Origin of the sequence: Mesorhizobium sp. M0676 (genome assembly GCF_040320535.1) — a bacterium.
In the GTDB taxonomy this organism is placed as follows: domain Bacteria; phylum Pseudomonadota; class Alphaproteobacteria; order Rhizobiales; family Rhizobiaceae; genus Mesorhizobium.
Genome location: NZ_JAMYPU010000010.1, coordinates 1 through 22,008, shown reverse-complemented (window position 1 = coordinate 22,008; position 22,008 = coordinate 1). Strand labels below are relative to the sequence as shown.

29 protein-coding genes are annotated in these 22,008 nt (G+C 62.7%); 13 read left to right on the top strand and 16 right to left on the bottom strand.

The genetic code is table 11. The features are described 5' to 3' along the window. Positions 1-143: 143 nt before the first annotated feature. Both NKI35_RS13040 and NKI35_RS13035 read right to left on the bottom strand, forming a co-directional pair. The gene (locus NKI35_RS13040; protein ID WP_352740312.1) at positions 144-1,382 is read right to left on the bottom strand and encodes an FAD-dependent monooxygenase; all 1,239 of its coding nucleotides are present in this window, start codon (positions 1,380-1,382) and stop codon (positions 144-146) included. Between the two features lie 19 nt (positions 1,383-1,401). Next, on the bottom strand, positions 1,402-1,647 hold the full coding sequence (locus NKI35_RS13035; protein WP_031194066.1) for a zinc-finger domain-containing protein: 246 nt from the start codon (positions 1,645-1,647) through the stop codon (positions 1,402-1,404). A 234-nt stretch (positions 1,648-1,881) separates the two neighbouring features. On the opposite strand from NKI35_RS13035, the gene NKI35_RS13030 reads away from it, so the two are divergent. Then, entirely contained in the window at positions 1,882-4,077 is a 2,196-nt protein-coding gene (locus NKI35_RS13030) for an RNA degradosome polyphosphate kinase (RefSeq protein WP_352740310.1), read from the top strand. Continuing rightward, positions 4,074-5,606: an exopolyphosphatase gene (gene ppx, locus NKI35_RS13025; RefSeq protein WP_023705699.1), complete on the top strand. Its 1,533-nt coding sequence runs from the start codon at positions 4,074-4,076 to the stop codon at positions 5,604-5,606. The genes NKI35_RS13030 and ppx overlap by 4 nt, the downstream gene beginning before the upstream one ends. 263 nt (positions 5,607-5,869) lie before the next feature. Here ppx and NKI35_RS13020 read toward each other — a convergent pair whose 3' ends face one another. The 6 genes from NKI35_RS13020 to NKI35_RS12995 form a co-directional block, all read right to left on the bottom strand. Continuing rightward, on the bottom strand, positions 5,870-6,277 hold the full coding sequence (locus NKI35_RS13020) for a DoxX family protein (protein ID WP_352740307.1): 408 nt from the start codon (positions 6,275-6,277) through the stop codon (positions 5,870-5,872). 138 nt (positions 6,278-6,415) lie between these two features. Further along, the gene (locus tag NKI35_RS13015) at positions 6,416-6,838 is read right to left on the bottom strand and encodes a DoxX family protein (protein ID WP_023694684.1); all 423 of its coding nucleotides are present in this window, start codon (positions 6,836-6,838) and stop codon (positions 6,416-6,418) included. Positions 6,839-7,092: 254 nt separating this feature from the next. Beyond that, positions 7,093-8,490 (bottom strand): class II fumarate hydratase, encoded by a 1,398-nt coding sequence (gene fumC, locus NKI35_RS13010; protein ID WP_023697720.1) that lies wholly within the window; start codon positions 8,488-8,490, stop codon positions 7,093-7,095. A 575-nt stretch (positions 8,491-9,065) separates the two neighbouring features. Then, a complete protein-coding gene (locus tag NKI35_RS13005; RefSeq protein WP_352740305.1) occupies positions 9,066-10,052 on the bottom strand; it encodes a glycosyltransferase family 10 domain-containing protein in 987 nt (328 codons plus the stop codon). Between the two features lie 103 nt (positions 10,053-10,155). Continuing rightward, complete coding sequence (locus NKI35_RS13000) at positions 10,156-10,917, bottom strand: SDR family NAD(P)-dependent oxidoreductase (protein ID WP_023747763.1); 762 nt, start codon at positions 10,915-10,917, stop codon at positions 10,156-10,158. 128 nt (positions 10,918-11,045) lie between these two features. Beyond that, positions 11,046-11,807 (bottom strand): NIPSNAP family protein, encoded by a 762-nt coding sequence (locus tag NKI35_RS12995; RefSeq protein ID WP_352445852.1) that lies wholly within the window; start codon positions 11,805-11,807, stop codon positions 11,046-11,048. A gap of 85 nt (positions 11,808-11,892) precedes the next feature. Between NKI35_RS12995 and NKI35_RS12990 the strand changes: the two genes are divergently transcribed. Beyond that, positions 11,893-12,579: a TetR/AcrR family transcriptional regulator gene (locus NKI35_RS12990; RefSeq protein WP_352740303.1), complete on the top strand. Its 687-nt coding sequence runs from the start codon at positions 11,893-11,895 to the stop codon at positions 12,577-12,579. An 18-nt stretch (positions 12,580-12,597) separates the two neighbouring features. On the opposite strand, the gene NKI35_RS12985 is transcribed toward NKI35_RS12990, so the two are convergent. Then, on the bottom strand, positions 12,598-13,191 hold the full coding sequence (locus NKI35_RS12985) for a hypothetical protein (protein WP_352740301.1): 594 nt from the start codon (positions 13,189-13,191) through the stop codon (positions 12,598-12,600). Between the two features lie 131 nt (positions 13,192-13,322). Here NKI35_RS12985 and NKI35_RS12980 point away from each other — a divergent pair, with 131 nt between their 5' ends. After that, positions 13,323-14,447, top strand: coding sequence for a metallophosphoesterase (locus NKI35_RS12980; RefSeq protein WP_352740299.1), 1,125 nt, complete (start codon positions 13,323-13,325; stop codon positions 14,445-14,447). A gap of 50 nt (positions 14,448-14,497) precedes the next feature. On the opposite strand, the gene NKI35_RS12975 is transcribed toward NKI35_RS12980, so the two are convergent. Further along, positions 14,498-14,677, bottom strand: coding sequence for a CsbD family protein (locus NKI35_RS12975; RefSeq protein WP_023671498.1), 180 nt, complete (start codon positions 14,675-14,677; stop codon positions 14,498-14,500). A gap of 171 nt (positions 14,678-14,848) precedes the next feature. Between NKI35_RS12975 and NKI35_RS12970 the strand changes: the two genes are divergently transcribed. The 8 genes from NKI35_RS12970 to NKI35_RS12935 all read left to right on the top strand — a co-directional run bounded on the left by NKI35_RS12970 (position 14,849) and on the right by NKI35_RS12935 (position 18,693). Beyond that, positions 14,849-15,502, top strand: coding sequence for a glutathione S-transferase family protein (locus NKI35_RS12970; protein WP_023689914.1), 654 nt, complete (start codon positions 14,849-14,851; stop codon positions 15,500-15,502). A 29-nt stretch (positions 15,503-15,531) separates the two neighbouring features. Beyond that, a complete protein-coding gene (locus NKI35_RS12965; RefSeq protein WP_352460572.1) occupies positions 15,532-15,861 on the top strand; it encodes a YciI family protein in 330 nt (109 codons plus the stop codon). Positions 15,862-16,326: 465 nt separating this feature from the next. Continuing rightward, on the top strand, positions 16,327-16,536 hold the full coding sequence (locus NKI35_RS12960) for a cold-shock protein (RefSeq protein WP_023671502.1): 210 nt from the start codon (positions 16,327-16,329) through the stop codon (positions 16,534-16,536). Between the two features lie 293 nt (positions 16,537-16,829). Then, a complete protein-coding gene (locus tag NKI35_RS12955) occupies positions 16,830-17,054 on the top strand; it encodes a hypothetical protein (protein WP_023689917.1) in 225 nt (74 codons plus the stop codon). Next, entirely contained in the window at positions 17,054-17,461 is a 408-nt protein-coding gene (locus NKI35_RS12950) for a hypothetical protein (protein WP_023671504.1), read from the top strand. The genes NKI35_RS12955 and NKI35_RS12950 overlap by 1 nt, the downstream gene beginning before the upstream one ends. A 1-nt stretch (position 17,462) precedes the next feature. After that, a complete protein-coding gene (locus NKI35_RS12945) occupies positions 17,463-17,627 on the top strand; it encodes a hypothetical protein (RefSeq protein ID WP_023671505.1) in 165 nt (54 codons plus the stop codon). Positions 17,628-17,679: 52 nt separating this feature from the next. Next, on the top strand, positions 17,680-18,012 hold the full coding sequence (locus tag NKI35_RS12940) for a YkgJ family cysteine cluster protein (protein WP_050589135.1): 333 nt from the start codon (positions 17,680-17,682) through the stop codon (positions 18,010-18,012). A gap of 69 nt (positions 18,013-18,081) precedes the next feature. After that, a complete protein-coding gene (locus NKI35_RS12935) occupies positions 18,082-18,693 on the top strand; it encodes a LysE family translocator (RefSeq protein ID WP_352535735.1) in 612 nt (203 codons plus the stop codon). A gap of 23 nt (positions 18,694-18,716) precedes the next feature. On the opposite strand, the gene NKI35_RS12930 is transcribed toward NKI35_RS12935, so the two are convergent. From NKI35_RS12930 to NKI35_RS12910, 5 genes are read right to left on the bottom strand one after another with little or no spacing between them, the layout of a single operon-like run. Continuing rightward, the gene (locus tag NKI35_RS12930; RefSeq protein WP_352740297.1) at positions 18,717-19,040 is read right to left on the bottom strand and encodes a helix-turn-helix domain-containing protein; all 324 of its coding nucleotides are present in this window, start codon (positions 19,038-19,040) and stop codon (positions 18,717-18,719) included. Further along, positions 18,992-19,150 carry a hypothetical protein gene (locus NKI35_RS12925; RefSeq protein ID WP_352652130.1) on the bottom strand — a complete coding sequence of 53 codons (159 nt, stop codon included), beginning with the start codon at positions 19,148-19,150 and terminating at the stop codon, positions 18,992-18,994. The genes NKI35_RS12930 and NKI35_RS12925 overlap by 49 nt, the downstream gene beginning before the upstream one ends. Positions 19,151-19,166: 16 nt before the next feature. Beyond that, on the bottom strand, positions 19,167-19,553 hold the full coding sequence (locus NKI35_RS12920; protein WP_352740296.1) for a nuclear transport factor 2 family protein: 387 nt from the start codon (positions 19,551-19,553) through the stop codon (positions 19,167-19,169). A 15-nt stretch (positions 19,554-19,568) separates the two neighbouring features. Continuing rightward, positions 19,569-20,015, bottom strand: a complete 447-nt coding sequence (locus tag NKI35_RS12915) for an OsmC family peroxiredoxin (RefSeq protein WP_352740294.1) — start codon at positions 20,013-20,015, stop codon at positions 19,569-19,571. A gap of 41 nt (positions 20,016-20,056) precedes the next feature. Beyond that, a complete protein-coding gene (locus NKI35_RS12910) occupies positions 20,057-21,067 on the bottom strand; it encodes a zinc-dependent alcohol dehydrogenase family protein (RefSeq protein ID WP_352740292.1) in 1,011 nt (336 codons plus the stop codon). Between the two features lie 101 nt (positions 21,068-21,168). Between NKI35_RS12910 and NKI35_RS12905 the strand changes: the two genes are divergently transcribed. Further along, positions 21,169-21,777, top strand: a complete 609-nt coding sequence (locus tag NKI35_RS12905; RefSeq protein ID WP_352445839.1) for a TetR/AcrR family transcriptional regulator — start codon at positions 21,169-21,171, stop codon at positions 21,775-21,777. Here the strand turns inward: NKI35_RS12905 and NKI35_RS12900 are convergent. After that, positions 21,778-22,008, bottom strand: a 231-nt coding sequence (locus tag NKI35_RS12900; protein ID WP_352740290.1) for a hypothetical protein, incomplete at its 5' end; no start/stop codon positions are given.

Below are 22,008 nucleotides of genomic sequence, written 5' to 3'. Positions count from 1 at the left end.
CCCCCGCAAGGGGGGAGATCAGCCGTTTTGCCCGCGGCGCTCCTGCTGCAACGCCGGCGATTTTGGCGACGGCGACGGCGACATCCAATCTCCCCCCTTGCGGGGGAGATGTCCGGCAGGACAGAGGGGGGTGGGAAGGATCGCTACGTCGACGATCTAGACTGCCGAGTGTCCGCTCGCCATCCATAGAGCCAGTCGAGGTCGGCGGCGAGCTTGTCGGGCGAGCGCATGGCCAGGAACAGATTGCGGGCGATCGCCACCGGGCCGGCAGCATGCCAGGCGAGGCGGTTTACGGCCCCACGACGCGCGGCCTTGGCGACACGCGGCCGCCGAAGATTTTCCCAGATTTGAAAACTTCTGGGCAGATCGCCAGGGAAATCGGCGATAGCGTCGGCAAGCGTGATGGCATCTTCGATCGCCATCGCGGCGCCCTGTGCGGCAAACGGCGTCATCGCATGCGCAGCGTCGCCGATCAGCGCGATGCCCTGCGGGCTCGTCCACCGCTTCTGTTCGACGGTGTGGATCGGAAAGGCCGTCCACGGGCCGGCCAGTGCCACAAGCTTCGTCAGGCCCGGCGCGGTGCCGCGCAGGGCAGCCGTGAGGATCGCGGGATCGGCATGGCCTGACCAACCTTCCGCCATGCGCTCGCCCTTGGTGAAGGCGGCGAGATTGAAGGCCCGGCCTTTGCTGACGGGATAGGCTACCATGTGGAAGCCTGGATGCAGGAACGTGGTGACGCAGTCGGCGGCGCCGATCGCGACAAAGGCTTCGCCGGCGGCGCTCTCGGCCGCGATCGTGACTCGCCAGGCGAGTTCGCCCGAAAAACGGCTTTTGACGAAGTCCTCGCCTGCGAGTTGCGCCCTGACCGCCGACCAGACGCCGTCGGCGCCGACCAGCAGTTTGCCGCGTGCCTCGATCTCGCGGCCGTCCACTTCGGCGGTCACGGCGACATATTGCGCGTCTTTCGCGATGCCGGTCACGCGGGCGCCGGTGATGAGCTCAATTTGCGGTCGTTCAGCCATTTGCGCCAACAGCGCTGCCTGCAGATCGGCGCGGTGAGCAACGAGATAAGGCGACTGCCAGCGCGCTTCGGCGGCGTGCCCGAGCGGTACCCGCGCCAGTTCGCGCAGACTCCGGGCGTCCTTGAGCACGACCGCATCCGGCCGCAACGCTGCGGGCAGCAGTCGGTCGAGCACGCCGAGTTTTCCAAGAATGCGTGTTGCGTTGGGCGAAAGCTGGATGCCGGCGCCGGCCGCTTCTAGGTGCTGTGCCTGTTCGATAAGCTTTACCGGATAACCCCGTCCGGCGAAGGCAAGGGCAGCGGTCAGCCCGGCGATGCCGGCCCCGGCGATTATGACCTGCCGGGACCTGATGTCCTCCATCGGGCTTGTCGCGGAAGGATCAGGCGGCCTGGTCGATATAAAGGCAACCACCCGGCAGCGTTTCAGTCGCCCTCAGCTTCGCCGAATAGCGGTAGAGCGTCGAGCAATAGGGGCAGACCTTTTCATCGTCGTCGCCCATGTCGAGGAACACATGCGGGTGGTCGAAGGGCGGGTTGGCGCCGGTGCACATGAATTCCTTGACGCCGATGTCGATTGCCGGATGGCCCGCATCGTTCTGGAAATGGGGAATGGAACCGCCTGCCATCATCGTCTCCTTGATCTCGTCGAAAAGCATCTGGAACATAACAGGCCTGTTTGCAAGATCGATGAAATGAAACTGTCGCAAAAGCCTGTCAGAGGATACGGTGAGCCGGTTAAGTGCATGTCCCTGAAATCGGAACGGTTTTCGCCGAAGGGTCATGCGCCACAAAAGCGTGTTAGAGGCATGGCACGTCCAGCGGCGCTCCAAGGGACGGTTGGCGGGGGAAGAGCAGGAACCATGAACGAACTGAAGCCGGTGCAGAGCGAATTCATCAATGTCGAGGTGGCGAGCCCCGAGGGCGGCAACCCCGATCGGTTCGTCAACCGTGAGTTCTCCTGGCTGCAGTTTAACCGGCGTGTGCTCGAGGAATCGCAGAACGAGCACCATCCGCTGCTCGAACGCGTCCGTTTCCTGTCGATTTCGGCCGCCAATCTCGATGAATTCTTCATGGTCCGCGTCGCCGGCCTTGCGGGCCAGGTGCGCGAAGGCATTGCGCTCAAGAGCCCCGACGGCCGCACGCCGGAGCAGCAGCTGGAACAATTGCTGCGCGAGGTCGAGCGGCTGCAGGAGGACCAGCAGAATAGCCTTTCGGCGCTGATGTTGCTGCTCAACAAGGAAGGCATTGAGAGCATCACCCGCGATGCACTGACCAAGGATGAAAAAGTCTGGCTGGAAGACCATTTCCAGGACCAGGTTTTCCCGGTGCTGACTCCACTGTCGATCGACCCGGCGCATCCGTTTCCGTTCATTCCCAATCTCGGCTTCTCGATGGCGCTGCAATTGCGCCATCGCAAGAATGGCGAGGAGATGAGCGCGCTTCTGCGCCTGCCGGTGGCGCTGAAGCGCTTCATCCGTCTGCCCGACCGCAAGCAGCACGTTCGCTTCATTCCGTTGGAGGAGGCTGTCGGCCTCTATATCGGCAAGCTGTTCCCCGGCTATGAGGTCAAGGGTTCCGGCACCTTCCGCATCATCCGGGACAGCGATATCGAGGTCGAGGAAGAGTCGGAAGATCTCGTGCGCCTGTTCGAGACGGCGCTGAAGCGGCGCCGCCGCGGTTCGGTCATCCGCATCGAATTCGACAAGTCGATGCCCGGCGAATTGCGCGAGTTCGTCGCCGGCGAGCTTGGCGTCTCTTCGAGCCGCATCAGCGTTCTGACCGGCCCGCTGGCGCTCAGCCAGATTTCCGAGATCGTCGCCGTGCCACGCGACGACCTGAAGTTCACCCCCTACAATCCACGCTTTCCCGAGCGCATCCGCGAGCATGGCGGCGACTGTTTCGCGGCCATCCGCGAGAAGGACATCGTCGTCCACCACCCCTATGAATCCTTCGACGTGGTGGTCCAATTCCTGCGCCAGGCGATGGCCGACCCCGAGGTGGTGGCGATCAAGCAGACGCTCTACCGCACCTCCAACGACAGCCCGATCGTGCGCGCCTTGGTCGACGCGGCCGAGGCCGGCAAGTCGGTAACCGCCCTGGTCGAGCTCAAGGCGCGCTTCGACGAGGAAGCCAACATCCGCTGGGCGCGCGACCTCGAACGCGCCGGCGTTCAGGTCGTGTTCGGCTTCCTCGAACTCAAAACCCATGCGAAAATGTCGCTAGTAGTGCGGCGCGAGGACGGCAAGCTGCGCAACTATGTGCATCTCGGCACCGGCAACTACCATCCGGTGACCGCGCGCATCTACACCGACCTGTCCTTCTTCACCACCGATCCGACGATCGCGCGCGATGTCGCCCAGCTGTTCAACTTCATCACCGGCTATGCCGAGCCGACCGATGAGATGCGGATCGCCATCTCGCCGTTTACGCTGCGCAGCCGTATCCTCAAGCACATTGCCGACGAGGTCGCCTACGCGCTGGCTGGCCGTCCGGCGCGCATCTGGATGAAGATGAACGCGCTCGTCGATCCCAACATCATCGACGCGCTCTATGACGCCAGCCATGCCGGCGTCGAGATCGATCTCGTCGTGCGCGGCATCTGCTGCCTGCGGCCGCAGGTGCCCGGCCTGTCGGAAAACATCAGGGTCAAGTCGATCGTCGGCCGCTTCCTCGAACACAGCCGCATCTACTGCTTCGGCAACGGCCATGGCCTGCCGTCGGACGAGGCGATCGTCTACATCGCCTCGGCCGACTTGATGCCACGCAATCTCGACCGCCGCGTCGAGACCATGGTGCCGATCACCAATCCGACGGTGCATGAACAGATCCTTGGCCAGATCATGCTGGGCAACATCATGGACAACCAGCAAAGTTTCGACGTATTGGCTGACGGAACCTCCCGGCGCGTCGTGCTGGATGAGGGTGAGGAACCGTTCAACGCGCAGGAATATTTCATGACCAATCCGAGCCTGTCGGGACGGGGTGACGCGCTGAAGTCGCATGCGCCCAAGCGCATCGCGCAGTTCAAGCGTCGCAAGAAGAACAGCGGCTCATGATTTCAACGTCCCAAGGCCGGCTGCAGGATCGCCGGCCGCTGTCCATCATCGACATCGGCTCGAACTCGATCCGCCTTGTCGTCTATGAAGGGTTGGCGCGCTCGCCGACCTTGCTGTTCAACGAAAAGATGCTGGCCGGCCTCGGCCGCGGCATCGTTTCGACCGGCAAGCTCGACCCCGAGGCGGTGACGCGCTCGATGGAGGAGTTCCGCCGTTTCCGCGCGCTCTCCGACCAGGCGGGTGCGGAGCACATGTTTGTGCTGGCAACGGCCGCGGCCCGCGAAGCGATCAACGGCCCCGATTTCATCCACCGCGCCCAGGATGTGCTCAAGACAGAGATCCGCGTGCTCACTGGCCGGCAGGAGGCGCATTATTCGGCGCTTGGCGTCATTTCGGGCTTCCACCCCGCCAATGGCATTGCCGGCGATCTTGGCGGCGGCAGCCTGGAGCTTATCGACATCAATGGCGAGGCGATCGGCGACGGCATCACGCTGCCGCTGGGTGGCCTGCGGCTGCAGGACATGGCCAGGAATTCGCTCGCCCAGGCGGCAAAGATCACCCGCGACGAACTGGCGCGCGCCAAATTGTTGAAGGGCGGGCAGGGACGGCCCTTCTACGCCGTTGGCGGCACCTGGCGAAACCTTGCCCGGCTGCACATGGAAATGACCAACTACCCGCTTGGCGTCATGCACCACTATGAGATCGGTGTCGACAGCGCCGCCAATTTCCTGAAGCAGGTGGCGAAAGGCGAGATCGAGAAGGTCAAGGGCATCGAAGGCGTGTCGAAGAACCGCCGTTCGCTGCTGCCCTATGGCGCGGTCGTGCTGCAGGAGATCATGGCGGCGATGCAGCCGTCGAAGATCATCGTCTCGGCATTGGGCGTGCGCGAAGGGTTTCTCTATTCGCTGCTCGACCCTGCCGAGCAGAAGGCCGATCCGCTGGTCTCCGCTTCGGAGGAACTGGCGCGGCTGCGGTCGCGCTCGGTCACCCATGCGCATGAGCTTGTCGAATGGACGGACAAGACCTTTGCCGCCTTCGGCATCGACGAGACGGAGGATGAGGCGCGCTATCGCCACGCTGCCTGTCTGCTGGCCGATATAGGCTGGCGCGCACACCCGGAATATCGCGGCAAGCAGTCGCTCAACATCATTGCCCACGCCTCCTTCATTGGCGTCGATCACCCCGGCCGTGCCTTCCTGGCGCTGGTCGGCCTGTTCCGCCACGAAGGCGTGTTCAACGATGCGGCGCCGGAAATCCGCGGCCTGGCGACGCCGCGCTATCTCGAGCGCGCCCGCATCCTGGCGGCGGTGCTGCGCGTCGTCTATCTGCTGACGGCGGCCATGCCCGGCGTCATGCCGCGGCTGAAATGGGAAAACCGCGGCAATGGCACGTTGGCGCTGGTGCTGCCGGCCTCACTTTCCGATCTTTACGGCGAACGCCCGGCCGGACGGCTGGCGCAACTGGCGCGGATCACCAACCGCCGGCTGGTGCTGGCGGTCGAGGGTGGGCAGAGCGTGTCGGTGAAGTAGGCGCGGCCTGACAGCAAAACCATGTCGTCGTCGGCCTCGCGTTCGAGGACCGGCTTTCTCAATCCGTCGCTGCTTCGCACCGCCACCTTCCCCCTCCGGAGGGAAAGGAAGGGAGCCTCGTTGGAAAGCGTTGGCGGCAATAGGCTCGAGCCCTTCCTCTACTCCGTCGATCGGGGGAGAGGTGGCTCGGCGAAGCCGAGACGGAGTGGGGGGTCGACCTGGCACGGGCGTCGATGGTTCAACCGGGACGATATTTGACGATATCAGACCGCGGCGCGGCGCCCCTCGATCGACCAGGCCCCGGCGCCGGCCATGGCTAGCGCCAGGAATCCACCGGCGATGGCAATGTCCTTCATCAGCATCTGCTGGTGCAGGAAGGTGAGCATCGGGTCATCGCCGCCCTGGCCGTAGTGGCCGATGGAGCCTGCAACGACGCAGAAAGCGGCAAGAAGTATCGCAACGACCGGCGTCTGAAAGCCGACCAGTACCAAGAGACCGGCAATCAACTCGAACAGCCCGGTGCCCCAGGCAGCAAGCGTCGGCAATGGCATGCCGAGGCCGGCGAAATAGCCGGTCGTCCCGGCAATGTCGGCGAGCGCGTGGTAGCCGGAGGGAACGAGCAGGGCGGCGAGCAGCAGCCGGGAAATCAGAAGCAATGCATCGCGGGGCATGGTCATCTCCGTTGTCTGTCCGCCGGCTGTTTCGAGACCGACCCTAGCAGGGATGGGACGAGCGTGCGCTTGGGCAGACAACGAAAAAGCGGCGTGGAAAATTCCACGCCGCTTTTTTCAGGCTTGGGAAGGGAAAGCTCAGCCGCGCTTGGCGTCGATCGAGTAGGCGCCAGGGCCCGAGGAAGCCAGCAGCAGGAAACCGCCGGTGATGGCGACGTTCTTCAGGAAATGGATCATCTGGTTCTGGTCGGCCCAGCCGGTATGGGCGACAAAGGCCGAGGCGATGGTGAAGACCGCGAGCACCCAGGCGGCGATGCGGGTCTGAAAGCCAACGAGCACGGCAAGGCCGCCGAGCAATTCGATCAGGCCGACGACAATGGCCGTTACGGTCGGCACCGGCAGGCCCATGGCGCCGAAATAGCCGGCGGTGCCGGAAATGGCGGTGAGCTTGCCGAAGCCGGAAAGCAGGAAGATGGCGGCGAGCAGGATGCGGCCGAGCAGGATGGTGGTGGAGCTGTTGGACGCGATGCCGGCGCCGGCAGCGGAAGTGTTGATGGACATGGTGGCTCTCCGAAAAGGGTTGATGTCCCGTCAGATAGACCAAGCCGACTGTTCACCAAAGCCGCCAGTCCGGCGACACATTGTTCACAGGACGTACATTTCGGGATCGTTCGACCGACGCAAAATTCTTGTCGCGGCCAGCAGCGGCGGGAGCAAATTGTCCCGCCACAAATTCGGATTTCTAGTTGACGCAACCCCCAAGAAGAGGGCTGCGCGCTTCCCGAGGAAACGCAAGGCACTTTCCCTGGAATCGCTTAACCCGGATGCGTCATGTCCTCCGGCCGCACCAGCCGGTCGTAGTCTGCCTCGCTGACCAGCCCAGTGGCCAGTGCTTCCTCGCGCAAGGTGGTGCCCTTCTTGTGCGCGGTCTTGGCGATCTTGGCGGCATTGTCGTACCCGATCGTCGGCGCCAGCGCGGTCACCAGCATCAGCGAGCGGTCGAGCGCGGCTTTGATGTTGTCTTCGCGAGCCTCGATGCCGACGACGCAATTGTCGGTGAAGGAGATCGAGGCGTCGGCCAACAACTGCACCGACTGCAGGAAGTTGTAGGCCATCAGCGGGTTGTAGACGTTGAGCTCGAAATGGCCCTGGCTGCCGGCGAAGGTCAGCGAGGCGTTGTTGCCGAACACCTGCACGCAGACCTGCGTCAGAGCCTCGCATTGGGTCGGGTTGACCTTGCCCGGCATGATCGAGGAACCCGGCTCGTTTTCCGGCAGCGACAGTTCGCCGAGGCCCGAGCGCGGGCCGGAGCCGAGGAAGCGGATGTCGTTGGCGATCTTGAAGAGGGCGGCGGCCGCCGCGTTGATGGCGCCATGCGAGAACACCATGGAATCATGCGCGGCGAGCGCCTCGAACTTGTTCGGCGCGGTGACGAAGGCGATGCCGGTGATTTCGGCGATGCGCGCCGCCACCGTTTCGGCAAAGCCCACCGGCGCGTTGAGGCCGGTGCCGACGGCGGTGCCGCCCTGCGCCAGTTCCTGCAGGCCGGGCAGCGTCATCTCGATGCGCTTGATCGAAGAGGCCACCTGCGCGGCGTAGCCGGAAAATTCCTGGCCCAGCGTGAGGGGTGTCGCGTCCTGCGTATGGGTGCGGCCGATCTTGATGATGTGGGCGAAGGCCTTCGTCTTGACCTCGAGCGCAGCGTGGAGATGCTTCAGCGCCGGCAGCAGATCGTGCACGATGCGCTCGGCGCACGCGATGTGCATGGCTGTCGGGTAGGTGTCGTTCGACGACTGGCTCATATTGACGTGGTCGTTAGGGTGCACCGGCTTCTTCGAGCCCATGACGCCGCCCAGAAGTTCGATCGCCCGGTTGGAGATCACCTCGTTGGCGTTCATGTTGGACTGCGTGCCCGAGCCGGTCTGCCAGACGACCAGCGGGAAATGATCGTTCAGCTTGCCGTCGATCACCTCTTGCGCCGCCTCGATGATCGCCTTGCCGACTGCCGGATCGAGCCGCTTCAACTCCATATTGGCTTCCGCCGCCGCTCGCTTGACGATGCCGAGCGCACGCACGATCGAGGCCGGCTGCTTTTCCCAGCCTATCCTGAAATTGCCGAGGGAACGCTGCGCCTGCGCGCCCCAGTAACGGTCGGCTGCAACCTCGATGGGGCCGAACGTGTCGGTTTCGGTTCTGGTCCTGGCAGCGGTCACTTGTCTCTCCGACGATCGAATTCGGCAACGGCGTATCGCGTTGCACAATGGCCTTCAAGCAGAGATTGCGGCCGGCAGGCAGTAAATCGGTTGAAGCGGTAGCGCCGGCCTTCGGGATCCTGCACCCTCCACTTTCTTGTGAAGGAAATTGCTCCTCAGTGCGGCTTGATCCCATAAAGTGGACGGAAACTTGCGGATTTAGCTCGATGAGATCATGTCGAGCTGGCGGATTGCTCTACGCAAACTTCCCCCAGGATCAGCAATGCGCAATTCACGTCTACCTACGAGCGACTCTGCCACACAAACTACCATCCGTGCCGGCGTCTCACTGGCAATAGCAGCGATGAGGTAGCTTATGCACTTGTCCTTCTGTTCAGTTTCCGTCCAAAATCCGGCATCGCATCCGGATCGAGCTTCGGATCGCGAAGCCGAGAATTTCAAGTCCACCCTGGGAGCGCCTCCACATAGCCTCGGAGATTTCCAAGATGCATGGCGGCAAGGTCGAAGCCGTCTCGACGTCGCAAGAGACGCTCTTTGTTCTCCGTATTTTGCTGAGCGCGCCTGATCGCGGACCGTCAGCTCGGAACCTTTTTCCTCCAACGGCGCAGCTTTGTCCTGAGATAGGATCTATAGCCGAACGGAAGTGTTCGCCGTCCGGAAGGCTTGCTTGTCCGCGCCTCCAGACGCTGGCGCACGACGCTCATCAGTCTGCAGAACGCGGGTGTTTCCAATGATTGCACCCGTTTGACGAGGTTGTCGGGCAATGGCTTTGAGCGCCAGTCGAAATGAGCCTCGTAGTCTTGCGGCGTTGCGATCAGGTGCTGGAGATAGGCTGCAAGATCGCTGGCGCTGGCGAAGGCACTGGCGTCAATAAAGGAGTGCTCCGGAACGAACTCGTCCACATTGGGAGCGCCAAGGTAGATCGGCACCGTGCCCGCCATGAACGCGTCATAGATTTTCTCGGTGACATAGTCGGCCTCGATCGAGTTCTCCATGGCCAGGCAGAATTTGTGCCGCGCAATGGTTTCGATCTTGGTCTTCGAGCCCAGATCGGGGCCAGAGACCGATCGGTTGTTGCGATATCGGCCATAAGAATCGATCTTGATGTGGCGCGCCAGTTCGTTCGCCAAATCGACTCGGCCGCTATAATTCAGGCCTGCCGACTGGAAGAGTGCGACCGGCGCTTCTTCCGTTTTCGGCACGATTGGTCTGGCCAGCGCATCTTTCCACCACACCGCACGCGGAAGGTAGGGTACCCAGACATCAGACCGGGATTCATGCGTCATGATGATATCGAAGTGCCGCATGATTTTGGGGTCGGCAAGTCGCTTGTAGTTTTGGCCGCATTCCATCGACCAGGCGACCCAATATTGACCAGGGTATTTGTAGGCATCGCCAACTTCGCGAAAGTTCGGAATATGGAAGACGACTGCCGCGGCCTCGGAAATCCGTCGTTTGTCCAGTGTCCACCGCCCGGGAATTTCGCACTGTATCGACGCGATATCGACGGGTTTGCTGAAGAACGTTGTGTAGAAGAGGATCAGTGGATCGATAGACGGCATGGCACCACGAATGTCTGAAGCATTGCTCAATCTGCAGACAGACGCGGTATCGGAAGTTTGGTCAAGTGCTCCGCTTGTTCGAGGCAGAGGGCCGTCCAAACGGTCACCCCGCCGTATACCCGCCATCAATCGCGAAAATGCCGCCGCTGGTCCACGCCGCCTCATCGCTGGCGAGATAGACGGCGATGCCGGCAAGATCGCTGGTCTGGCCGATGCGGCCGAGCGGGTAGCTGCGCTCGACATAGGCTTTCAGCTCGGCCTGCGCTGCCGCCGGCAGGTTTTCGATCGACTTGCGCCGCATGGCGGTCTCGACCGTGCCGGGCGCAATCGCATTGACCCTGATGCCGCGCGGACCAAGCTCGAAGGCCAGCGACTTGGTCAGCGAATTCAGCGCGCCCTTGGACAAGGAATACAGGCTCGATGGCCGCTTCGGGATCATCTTGTTGGCGAAGTAGGACGAGATGTTGATGACCGAAGCGCCGGCGCCGAAATGCGGCAGCAGGCGCTGGGTAAGGAAGAACGCCGCCGTCACATTGAGCGCGAAGGATTGCTGGAATTGGTGCTCGGTGACGGTCTCGAAAGGCACCAGATAAGCGACGCCGGCATTGTTGACGAGGATGTCGAGTGGGCCGGTTGCTTTCGCGCGATCGACCACGGCATCGATGCCGGAAGAGGTCGAGAGATCGGCCGACTGGGTGCCGACGTTGCCCTCCGCCGCAAGTGTCTCGCGGGCGGTCTCGAGCTTGCTGGTGTCGCGACCGACGATCAGCACGTCGGCGCCCTCGCGCAAGAAAGCTTCCGATATCGCCAGGCCGATGCCGTCAGAGCCGCCGGTCACCAGTGCTCGTTTGCCAGAAAGTCTCATTGAAGGCCAAGTCGCATCGAATGCTCTCGCTGTTGCCCGCGTCACGAAGGCAATGCCGATCGGCGAGGGCGGTCAAGCCGCCGGCCTATCGCTCAGTATGAACTTCGGTTGGCCGCGTGCCGATCCGGTTACCGCAGCAGCGACTGCGACGTCGGCGTCAGGCGCAAGGTTTCGGTCCGCCAGGTCACATCGGCCGCTTGCCATTGGGGCGAAGCGGCAACTGCGGCTTCGTAACTGGCATGCGCCTCGGGACTGTTGAAACCCGTCACCGCGATAAAGACGTTTTCGCTCAAGCGCACCGGCAGGCGGGGAAAGCTGTTTTCGGCGTGCTCGGTGATGAAGGCGCCAAGCAACCGTCCGCCGGCGCCGATAAGGACCGGAACGGCATCCGTTTCGAAATTGCCGGCGAAATCGGCTTCGGCGCCAGACCGCAGATGATGAATCTGGATGACAACAACACCGGTCAAGCCATCGTCTGCGCTCGGCTTTCCATCCGCCGGCATGGCGCCTCGCTGCGCGCCTGACAGATCGAAGCCGGCGCCTGGCCATGCCGCCTTCAAGAGCAGCACATCGTCAGAATCGATCATCGTCGCATTGGCGGCGTCGCGGTGCGCCGTCCACACCGGCCCGTCATAGAAGGCGGTGAGCGCCTGCTTCCGCGCTTCCATGCCATCGAAGCCGCGCAGCCAGACGAACATGTCGGGGCGGTCGAGGTCGCGGAACTGTCCGATGATGGTCATGCCGGCGTGTTCCTGGCCTTCGATGAACCGACTGTCGAAGATGTCGATCAGCGTCTCGCGCCGGCCCGGCTTCAGCGTGTACTGCCGCAACTCGACGACAGGCGAAGCGAGCAGGCTTGCCGTCGCAGGCGCATTCAGGGGTACGGTCATTGTGTCGTCTCCAAAAAACAGGATGATCATCCGGTTTATAAAACAGACCGGTTGTCCTGTTTTGTCAATCTGCTATCGTTGGCAAATGTCAGCAGAGATTGCTCGGGCTCCGAAAGGGCCGCCGCGAAAACGCACCAACGATCCCGAAGGGCTGCGCAACAAGGTGCTCGATGTCGCGGAAGCGTCGTTCCAGGCGCGTGGCTATCATGCATCCGCTCTTGGCGAGTTGATGACGACCGCAGGCGTCAGCGGCGGCGCGCTGCATCATCATTTCCCGACCAAGAAGGCGCTCGCTCTGGCGGTGATCGAGGAGCGCGTGGCAGCGGCCCTCGATGAAACCTGGATCAACCCTGTACGGGCGGCAGGCTCGGCGCGCGAAGGCGTGCGCGCGGTGTTCGAGGCGGTGGCGACCGAGCTTGAGCAGCAAGGCTTCGTGCGCGGCTGTCCGCTCAACAATCTGGCGCATGAACTGTCGCTCGCTGACCCGGATTTCCGCGCCGCTCTGGACGATATCTTTGCCGGATGGCGTCAGGCGGTTGCCGACAAGGTGCGAGCCGACCAGCAGTCGGGCAGGGAGCAGGGCACCGACCCCGAGCGCTTTGCGGCACTCGCCATCGCCGCCTATTCCGGCGCCATGTCGATGGCCAAGACGGCACAGGATGCCAGCGTGCTGCGCGATTGCCTGGCCGAACTTCAGGGCAGCTCAACGCCGCCATTCCCGAGCAGAGCGAAGCGGCGTCGCAGGATCCTGCTGCGGCCGGGAAAACCTTGAGGCCGGAACTGCGCTGTTCTAGTCGGAAAGCGGCTTGATCGTCTCGTAACCGTTCACCGATTCCGCGCTGGTCCCTTCGTCGTAGCGCCGGGCGAGGGACGCTTGCAGATCGGGCGCATAAAGCGCGGTAAATGTGTCCAGCGTTTCGCCGGCGCCGTTCTTGAAGGTCTCCGTGACGGCCAGCACGTTGTATTTGCAGCCGCCGACGTTAAACGTCTCCTTGCCCTTGACGACCAGGCTCAGCGTCTTGGTGCTCTTCGGCTGCTTGTTCGGCGACAGCTCGACGAATTCGATCGTGCTCTTGGCTCCCGTCTTCAGCGGAAACAGTTTTCGCAGATCGGAAAACGGGATCGTCGCCACCCGTCCGGTATCGCTGTCGCGAAACACTTCGACCAGGCCTGCGAACAGGAACTGTGTCTGCGGCGATTGCGATTCGTAGGTGTTGGCAACGGAGACCATGCCGCCGGCCACCGGCCGAAACTCGCTGCGGACGCCGGGCATTTCCAGAACGAAGCCGGCCTTGGCCGATTTTGCGTCGACACAATCGGCGGCATGCACCGCAGCCGCCGGCAGCAACCCAGCCAGCACCACGCCTATCGAAACGGCTCTCATGAAATCCTCCCCTCTGCTTGTATTTGCTGCGCGCCAGCATGACCCAAGAAATGCCAGAGCCTCAGTGCCGTGTCGACCTGCCATTCCTGGCAACTGGACGGTGGGGCGCCGGCTGTGCTGAATTTCAGGTCATGAATCGCAAGCTCGTCCTCTCCCGTCGCAATTTCCTCGCACAGGCAGCCGGCCTTGCCATGGCTGGCATGCTGCCGCGCGCCGCGCTTGGCCAGACCGGCAAGCGCATCCAGCCCATCGACGCCACCTTTCTGTTCATCGCCGATGTCCATGCCTGCCGCATGTCGAGCGGCCTCAGCCCCAACTGCCTGGAGGAAGGCAAGACCGATCCCGCGCTGTTGCGCAATGTCGCTGTCCTCAATGGCTTGGCCGGCCGGCAATGGCCAGTCGAGATCGATGGCGTTGCAACCCGCCTGCGTTCGGCCGGCGGCCGCATCGATGCGCCGCTCGGCCTCGTTGTCGGCGGCGACATCACCGACGATGGCGGCGGCCAGATCACCGAGCCCAGCGAAGGCACGCAACTGTTGCAGTTCAGCCAGCGCTATCAACAAGGCGTCGGCCCGGACCGCGTGCACATGCCGGTCTATGTCGGCCTCGGCAACCACGATCTCGACCAGAACGGCTCGCCGCCCCATGTCGACTGGTATCGGCGTGAACTGCGCGACTATGTCGAGGTCAACCACCGCCCCGGCGTGTTCTTCAAGCCGCCGGTGCCGGCCACCGAATACGATGTCGACACCGACTGCTATTCCTGGGACTGGGGCGGCCTGCATCTCGTCCAGACCCACCGCTTTGCCGGCGACACCGGCCATGGCGCGGTGAGCAGCCTGCCGTGGCTGAAGCAGGATCTGGCGACCTACGCGGCGGATGGCCGTCCCGTCATCCTGTTCCAGCACTATGGCTGGGACACTTTCTCGGTCGAGCGCTGGGACCCGGCCAAGCGCACCTATGACGATGACGGCGCAGGCGCGCCGCACTGGTGGAGCGAGGCCGACCGCCAGGCGCTGCTGGCGGCGCTGAAGGGCTACAATGTCATCGCCATCTTCCATGGCCATCAGCACGAAGTGCCTATGATCTACAAAAGCGATGGCCTCGACCTGTTCAAGCCGAAGGCTGCCTATATGGGTGGCTTCGCGCTGGTGAGGGTAACCGGGGACGGCATGGACGTGGTGCTAGGCGAGGCGGCGGGCGACCGGGGCGGGGTCAAGTTCACCAGCGCCTTCAGCAAGAGCCTCAGCCTCTGACAAGAAAAAGGCGGTCTTGAGCCGCCTTCCTCATTGCCTGCAAGATCGAATCAGAGCGCCTTTTTGATCTTGTCCTTCACGTCGCCATAGACCTTCTGCACCTTGCCGGCGGTCTTGTCGGCCGTGCCTTCGGCCTGGGTCTGCCTGTTGCCGGTCGCCTTGCCGCCGGCCTCCTTGACCGAGCCCTTGACCTGCTTGGCCACGCCGGCAACCTGATCCTTGTTCACCATCTTTGCATCTCCTGGGATTCCGGGGATTCATTCGCAGGAGGCAAACGGACCGGCTTGGCTTAGGTTCCCTGGGCGGCGATCATCGTCGCATATGGTCGCTTATATGGTCGCCGAAACGCTTTGCCGCGTCGTATCGTGTGACTAGTGTGACGAAATTTTGGGGAGACCGCCTTGGCTGAATTTACGCTCATCATCGCCAACAAGTGCTTTTCGTCCTGGTCGCTGAGGCCATGGGTGGCGATGAAGCATCTGGATATCCCTTTCGAGGAAGGTTTCGTGCGCCTGCGCACGCCCGAAACCTTTGCCGCTCTGGCGAAAGTCTCGCCCACCGGCCTTGTGCCAGTGTTGAATCACAATGGCAGGATTGTCTGGGAAACCCTTGCCATCCTTGAATATCTCGCCGACCTGTTTCCGGAGAAAAAGCTTTGGCCTCAGGATATCGGCGCCCGAGCGCTGGCCCGCTCGGTGGCGACCGAGATGCATTCCGGCTTTCGCGAGGTGCGCTATGGCTGGCCGATGAATTTGCGCCGGCCGAAGGGCCACAAGCCGCTCGACGCCGAAGGCGAAATGCAGCGCGCGCGCATCGAAACGATCTGGCGCCAGTGCCGGGAACAATACGGCAAGGGCGGCCCCTTCCTGTTCGGTCATTTCACCGCGGCCGATGCCATGTATGCACCTGTCGTCACCCGCTTCGACACCTATGGCGGCAAGCTCGCGCCCGACACGCGCGCCTACGTCGACGCCGTGTTGGCAACGCCGGCGATGCGGCACTGGTATGCGGAAGCAGCGAAGGAGACTTGGCCGGAACCCGGCCCGGACGAATAGGACCACTAATGACATACGGTGAGTGACCGATGGCCAGCAATGATGGACCGCGTGAGACTACCGCGCCAACAATCTTCCACTGCCGGCTGATCCCGCCTCGGCCGGACTTCGCCTTCACCCTGACGGAGGAGGAGAGGGAGTTGATGGGCCGGCATGCCGACTATCTGCGCGGCAAGCTTGCCGAGGGCACCATGATCCTGGCCGGGCCGGTCGCCGACCCGGCCGGCCCTTGGGGTCTGCTGATCCTGCGTGTCAGCAGCGAAGCCGAGGCAAGAGCGGTCACCGACGGCGATCCGGTGTCGAGCTCCGGCCGCGGTTTCCGCTACGAGATCCTGCCGCTGATCAGCGCGATCCTGTAGGCCGCCGGCGTGAGTTTAAGGAAAAGTGTGAAACGGTTTTCCCTTGGGAATTGCGTCAGACAACGGCACATACAAGAACGCCTCTCGCACCGTTTAATGTGCGGGAGGCGTTCTTTTGCCAGCATTACCGAGATTGTTCTCTGAATTGCTGACACCACGGAAATGCGCCGGCTTGCGATTGGTTCCGGGGCGTGGAATATTTTGGAACGCCTTGAGCTCCGCCACCTCGTCAGTTGAGGCTTATGCCTCAGGCATCCTCAGGTTGAATTTTGGCTCCGGCCAAACCAGAAATTGACTCGGCGCTAAAAGAAGTCTATAAGAAACATGTCGATATTTGTTTGACCGACTTTTGTTATCCGCGCATGATGCGCGCCTTTGACGAACTTCCCCATCAAAAATCGAGACAAAACGCTGTTGTGCAGTCGCACGATGGTGAACGAATATTTGCCAGGGAAAGGGTTCTTCATGGCCACCGGCACAGTGAAATGGTTCAACGCCACCAAAGGTTTTGGTTTTATTCAGCCTGACGACGGCTCCGCCGACGTTTTTGTCCACATCTCGGCCGTAGAGCGCGCCGGCATGCGTGACATCGTCGAGGGCCAGAAGCTCGGCTACGAGATGACCCGCGACAACAAGTCAGGCAAGATGTCCGCCGACCAGTTGAAGGCGGCCTGATAAGGAATTCGGCCTTCCGGTGACCACGGATGTACTGGCACCGATGAAAGGCTGAAAGGAGCGCCTTGCGCATCCAACTGGATGCGCGGCGCTTTCATGGAAGGTCAGGCGGTGCCTGGCCTTTTTCATTTCGTGCGTCGTGCCGCTAAAAGTGCGCCGCACGCCGGCCGGAACGTGCTAAGGGACGCTCCAGCAATCTGAACCGCCCATACTGCCCCGCTGCCGTATTGCTTTGGTCGAAATCGAAGACCGCTCTCGCTCTATCGGCACCAGGCTCCCGACAGGAGAAAGTTTTGACCACTCAATCCAAGACCGCCGACCAGGCCGGCTCGCTGTTCAGCAAGACGCAAACCCAGTCGATGTCACTCAACCGCATCCTGTCCGAGCGTGATGCCGTCAGCGAGGCGCGCGAAGCCAAGACCGCGCGCTTGCGCGAACTGCGCAAGGAAAAGGAAGCCGACGACATGGCAGCGGCCGCAGTCCTTGCGGCGCTGCCGAAGCGGGCAGGCAAACGCTGATGGCCACCAAGCGCGTACCGCCGACGCCGATCGATGCCGATGCGACCATCGCGTCCATGGTCCCGGGCCTGGACAAGCCGGTCGAATATGTCCGCCGTGTGCTGGAAAAGCTCGAGCGCTGCAAGCGCGCGCATGGCGATGCCCAGGTGCGCGTCGGCGTGCGCGGCCGTGCCGAAGCTCCGAACTATCTGGTCGAATATGTCCGCGAGGACAAAAAGACCCAGGAGCGCGTGACCTACCAGGATGCCGCCTATAGCGGCAGCACGCATCGCGAACTGGCGGCGCACCACATTGCCGAGGCGAGGAACTGGTCGCCCGAGGAAATGAACATCACGGCGGTCTCGGCGCTGATCGGCCGCTTGCGCAATCCGCGCGCACCATCATCCCGCTTTTCCGACGAGGACTGACATGGCCATAAAGTTTTCCACCAAGGACCAGCCGGCAGCGCCGGCTGCTGCCACTGCAAAGCAGGCCAAGCCCGCTGCCGCGCCGAAGGCCGCCGAACCGTCGGCGACCGATCTGTTCGAGGCGCCAGCCGCCACGCCCAAGGGCAAGGCAGGCAAGAAGAAATAGCGCCTTGCCGCACCGAGTCGATCGCAATCTCGCAGGACCTGGGCTGGTCGCGTTGGCCGCCAGGGATATCCGGTCGTCAAAACAGGACGACCAGCCGGTTTTCGATTGCCAGAGCTGCGGCGCCTGCTGCTCCTACTCGGCCGAATGGCCGCGCTTCTCGACCGAGGACGATGCGCAACTTGACCGGATTCCGGAAAAGTTCGTGTCCGCCGACCTGTCCGGGATGCGCTGCGAGGGCGTGCGCTGTTCGGCGCTTACGGGCGAGATCGGCAAGCACACGGCCTGCGGCATCTACGAGATCCGCCCGGACGTCTGCCACACCTGCATGCCTGGCGGCGACGATTGCCTGATGGCGCGCAAGGCGCACGGGATGCCAACGATCTAGCCGACGCCCACCTTGCCTGATCCCACATCCCCCGATAGCTTCCACCACGGGCAGGGCGTTGGAGGAACCATGAGCATCGAATTCCTGTTGACGTCGCTGATCGTCGTGGCTTCGCCCGGCACCGGCGTTCTCTACACGCTAAGCGCCGGGCTTTCGCGAGGCGCGCGCGCCTCGATCACTGCTGCATTCGGCTGCACGCTTGGCATCATCCCGCATATGGCCGCCGCCATCACCGGCCTGGCGGCGCTGCTGCACACAAGTGCTGTCGCCTTCGAGACGCTGAAATATCTCGGCGTCGCCTATCTCCTCTACATGGCCTGGAACACGCTGAAGGAGAAGGGCGGCCTGAGCGTCGATGAAAACGCGGCACCCCGCTCGGCAGCCAAGGTCATCACCTCCGGTATCCTGATCAACATCCTGAACCCGAAGCTGTCGATCTTCTTCTTTGCCTTCCTGCCGCAATTCGTCAGCACGACCGAACCGAACGCATTTGCCAGGATGCTCGAACTCTCGAGCGTCTTCATGCTGCTGACCTTCGTCGTCTTCGTCGCTTACGGCATCTTTGCGGCCTCGATCCGCAGCCATGTCGTGTCGCGGCCGATGGTGCTGACCTGGATGCGCCGCACCTTCGCCGGCGCCTTTGTCATGCTCGGCGCCAAGCTGGCGCTGGCTGATCGATAGAACAGGAGCTGCCAGGCCTCGGCCTACTCTTCGTCGGTTCCGGATCCGGTCCGGATGCCTAGACGCCAGGCCGAGGGCGGAAGGCCGATCATCTTCTTGAAGGCGCGGCTGAACGCTGCCTCGGATTCGTAGCCGGCGCTGAGCAGCTCCGAGGCGATCTGCATGCGCCATTTGGCGAGATAACGCATTGGCGGCATGCCGACCAGCATGGTGAAGCGTTCGGCGAGCACGCTGCGCGACAGCGCGGAGTCCTCCGCCAGCGCCTCCACCGTCCAGTTATGCGCCGGCCGGTCGTGGATCAGCGCCAGTGCCCTCGCCAGGTGCGGATCGCGCAGCCAGCCAGCCATCCCGTGGTTTGTGGCGGCAGCGATTCCAAGTAACGGCGCAACACGTCGACAAACATCAGTTCGCTCAGTTTGGTGAGCACCGTTTCACTGCCTGCGCGCTTTTGCGCCACCTCCGTGACAACGCTTCTATCCCTTGACGTAACCCATCGCCTCGACGATCAGCCCGTCCGCGACACGCATCAGGTTGACGCCGCGGATGGAGTTGCCGTCGGCCATGAAGTAGCGCCAGCGGATCGTCGCCCGTTCGCCGGCGACGAATGTCTCCTCAAGATCGAAGCGCGTGCCAGGCTGGGTGGCGATCGCCGACCATAGGGCAACGCATGCCTCTTTGCCGGCATGGCGGGCGCCGTCCGGCGCCGGCACGGTGTTTTCGATAACGCAATCCTGCGCCACCAACTCGGCAAGCGCGGACGGATCGTGCAGCTGGAACACATCGTTGAAGCGATGCATGATCTCGGCCGTCTGCCGGGACAAATCATTCCCGGCCGCGTCCATGATAAGCTCCTGTTTCATCATATTCTCCCGGTTTCATTGATCTTTGACGGCTTTGACCAGCACGGCCTTTAGGGTGATCTGAGGCACGCCGGCCAAGGCGCGCGAGACGAGGCAAGTCGCCTTGGCCGACTGCGCCAGGCGTTCGAACTCGTCTTCGGCGAGATCCGTGACCTCCGCCTCCGTTTCGAGCTCGATGCGGGTGATCGTCGGCCCGGCGGCGGTCGCGCCGAGATGCACCTTGGCGACGGTGCGGATGGTGCGGGCGACGTGGCCTTCCTGGCCGAGGATGAAGGTCAGCGCCATCGAGAAGCAGCCGGCATGTGCTGCCCCGATCAGCTCTTCGGGATTGGTGCCGGGACCGTTGTCGAACCGCGACGGAAAGGAATAGGCGCCTTCGAAGACGCCGCTGCCAAGCCGCAGACGGCCGCCGCCTTCCTTCAGCGTGCCTTGCCATTCTGCGGAAGCTTCACGGATGGTCATGGTCGTTCTCCTGGTTCGTGGTTGAAAAGCGGGCAATTGGGTCAGGCGCAGTCGATGACAACCTTCCCGAACACGTCGCCCTGCTGGAAGTGGCGGTACGCTTCGGGGGCTTCGGCAAAGGGGAAGACCCTGTCGATAACGGGCTTGAGGCGATGCTGCGACACGGCGCGCAGCATGGCCTCGAGATTGCTGCGGCTGCCGACGAACAGGCGGCTGATGGTGGCGAGGCTGCGCTGATAAAGCGCTGCCGGCATCTCGATCGATCTGCCACTGGCGTCCTGCAGCGTCAGCAGCACGATGTGTCCATAAAGCGTGCTGGCAATCAGCGACTGCGCGAAGGTGGCCGGGCCGCCGGTTTCGACGACGAGGTCGATGCCGCCTGTCTGCTCGCGCGCCCAGCCGCCCCATTCCGGTATGTCGGTGCTGGAGACAACGAGGTCGGCGCCCAGCGCCCGCAGCCTGTCGGCCTTCTCCGCGCGCGATGTGATGGCGACAACCCGGCAGCCGAGCAACTTGGCGAACTGCAGAGCAAACAGCGAAACGCCACCCGAACCGATGGTGAGAACCCATTGACCAGGCTTCGGAATCCGGGTCCCGGTCACCGCGTTCCAGGCCGTCACACCGGCGCAGGTCAGCGTCGCCGCTTCGTGCCAGCTCAGATGATCGGGCAGTCGCGCCGCCCATTGTTCGTCGAGCACGGCAAACTCAGTCAGCATGCCGTCCAGCGTACAGCCGAGCTGGTCGATCAGACCGGCATTGATGCGGCCATCGATCCAGCGGGCGAAGTAGCTGCCGGTGACGCGGTCGCCGACGGCAAAACGGGTGACGGCATCGCCGATTGCGACGGCGTCACCGGCGCCGTCGCTCAGCGGCACGATGCCTTGCCGCGGCGGCAACGGATAGGTGCCGCCAAGGATCATCGTGTCGCGCCGATTGAGCGAGGCGGCGCGGACTCGCACCACGATCTCATGCGGTTTCGGTTCCGTCCGCGCCTCGTCGCGCATCGCCAGGGATTCGGTTCCACCAAACCCTTCAAGACGGTAGCTGCGCATGTCATTCTCCTTATAATCTATAGACTGATCTACATATTATATGGACCGATTGTCATATTCTTGGCAAGGCCTATAATGCCTCACTGCTGACAGAGGTTGACATGGCCAACGACACCCGCACCCGCATACTCGAGACCACAGGCCTGTTGCTCAGGCAGCGCGGCTATCACGGCACCTCGCTCAACGACATTCTGGGCGCCAGCGGGGCGCCGCGCGGCTCGCTCTATTTTCATTTCCCAGGCGGCAAGGACCAACTGGTCATCGAGGTGACGCGCAACAGCGTTGCCGACGTCACGAAAAGGCTGGGCGAAGCACTGGCAGCCGAGAGCGATCCTGCAGTGGCCGTCCATCACATCTACCAGTCGGTCGGGCGCATGCTGGAGGACAATGATTTTTCGCTGGGTTGCCCCATCGCGCCGGTGGTGCTGGATTCACCCACCGATGTGCCGGAACTGGCGGAACTCTGCCGATCGGCTTTCGAGCAATGGATCGGCTTGCTGCGACAGGCCTTCGTCAGGGCAGGGGTGCCCGAACGCCGCGCGCACGCTTTGGCGCTGCTGATCGAATCCTCGCTGGAAGGGCTGATGGTGATTGCGCGGGCCACCCGCGACCGTGCACCGGTGCTGGTGGTGGCCGATGAGGTGGCTGCATTCGTCGAGCAGGCGGTGCTTGCGGGCAAGGTTGCGCGGCAGGCGGAGAGCGCGGCCTAACTAACTGGTCTCTAAAACAAAAAGGGCGCCTCTCGGCGCCCTTTCCTTATGCATAAGCCAGGTTGGCTGGATTAGAAATCCATGCCGCCACTCAAGCCCGCTTGCGGGCTTGAGCAACTTTAGCTCATGGGCGGCTTTATGGATTCTTAGAAATCCATGCCGCCACTCAAGCCCGCTTGCGGGCTTGAGCAACTTTAGCTCATGGGCGGCTTTATGGATTCTTAGAAATCC

Excerpts from the sequence above, each read along its gene's own strand:
- NKI35_RS13040 (WP_352740312.1), bottom strand. The coding sequence starts at position 1,382 with ATGGAGGACATCAGGTCCCGGCAGGTCATAATCGCCGGGGCCGGCATC.
- NKI35_RS13035 (WP_031194066.1), bottom strand. The coding sequence starts at position 1,647 with ATGGCAGGCGGTTCCATTCCCCATTTCCAGAACGATGCGGGCCATCCG.
- NKI35_RS13030 (WP_352740310.1), top strand. The coding sequence starts at position 1,882 with ATGAACGAACTGAAGCCGGTGCAGAGCGAATTCATCAATGTCGAGGTG.
- ppx (WP_023705699.1), top strand. The coding sequence starts at position 4,074 with ATGATTTCAACGTCCCAAGGCCGGCTGCAGGATCGCCGGCCGCTGTCC.
- NKI35_RS13020 (WP_352740307.1), bottom strand. The coding sequence starts at position 6,277 with ATGCCCCGCGATGCATTGCTTCTGATTTCCCGGCTGCTGCTCGCCGCC.
- NKI35_RS13015 (WP_023694684.1), bottom strand. The coding sequence starts at position 6,838 with ATGTCCATCAACACTTCCGCTGCCGGCGCCGGCATCGCGTCCAACAGC.
- NKI35_RS13005 (WP_352740305.1), bottom strand. The coding sequence starts at position 10,052 with ATGCCGTCTATCGATCCACTGATCCTCTTCTACACAACGTTCTTCAGC.
- NKI35_RS13000 (WP_023747763.1), bottom strand. The coding sequence starts at position 10,917 with ATGAGACTTTCTGGCAAACGAGCACTGGTGACCGGCGGCTCTGACGGC.
- NKI35_RS12995 (WP_352445852.1), bottom strand. The coding sequence starts at position 11,807 with ATGACCGTACCCCTGAATGCGCCTGCGACGGCAAGCCTGCTCGCTTCG.
- NKI35_RS12990 (WP_352740303.1), top strand. The coding sequence starts at position 11,893 with ATGTCAGCAGAGATTGCTCGGGCTCCGAAAGGGCCGCCGCGAAAACGC.
- NKI35_RS12985 (WP_352740301.1), bottom strand. The coding sequence starts at position 13,191 with ATGAGAGCCGTTTCGATAGGCGTGGTGCTGGCTGGGTTGCTGCCGGCG.
- NKI35_RS12980 (WP_352740299.1), top strand. The coding sequence starts at position 13,323 with ATGAATCGCAAGCTCGTCCTCTCCCGTCGCAATTTCCTCGCACAGGCA.
- NKI35_RS12975 (WP_023671498.1), bottom strand. The coding sequence starts at position 14,677 with ATGGTGAACAAGGATCAGGTTGCCGGCGTGGCCAAGCAGGTCAAGGGC.
- NKI35_RS12965 (WP_352460572.1), top strand. The coding sequence starts at position 15,532 with ATGGCCAGCAATGATGGACCGCGTGAGACTACCGCGCCAACAATCTTC.
- NKI35_RS12960 (WP_023671502.1), top strand. The coding sequence starts at position 16,327 with ATGGCCACCGGCACAGTGAAATGGTTCAACGCCACCAAAGGTTTTGGT.
- NKI35_RS12950 (WP_023671504.1), top strand. The coding sequence starts at position 17,054 with ATGGCCACCAAGCGCGTACCGCCGACGCCGATCGATGCCGATGCGACC.
- NKI35_RS12945 (WP_023671505.1), top strand. The coding sequence starts at position 17,463 with ATGGCCATAAAGTTTTCCACCAAGGACCAGCCGGCAGCGCCGGCTGCT.
- NKI35_RS12935 (WP_352535735.1), top strand. The coding sequence starts at position 18,082 with ATGAGCATCGAATTCCTGTTGACGTCGCTGATCGTCGTGGCTTCGCCC.
- NKI35_RS12930 (WP_352740297.1), bottom strand. The coding sequence starts at position 19,040 with ATGGCTGGCTGGCTGCGCGATCCGCACCTGGCGAGGGCACTGGCGCTG.
- NKI35_RS12920 (WP_352740296.1), bottom strand. The coding sequence starts at position 19,553 with ATGAAACAGGAGCTTATCATGGACGCGGCCGGGAATGATTTGTCCCGG.
- NKI35_RS12915 (WP_352740294.1), bottom strand. The coding sequence starts at position 20,015 with ATGACCATCCGTGAAGCTTCCGCAGAATGGCAAGGCACGCTGAAGGAA.
- NKI35_RS12910 (WP_352740292.1), bottom strand. The coding sequence starts at position 21,067 with ATGCGCAGCTACCGTCTTGAAGGGTTTGGTGGAACCGAATCCCTGGCG.
- NKI35_RS12905 (WP_352445839.1), top strand. The coding sequence starts at position 21,169 with ATGGCCAACGACACCCGCACCCGCATACTCGAGACCACAGGCCTGTTG.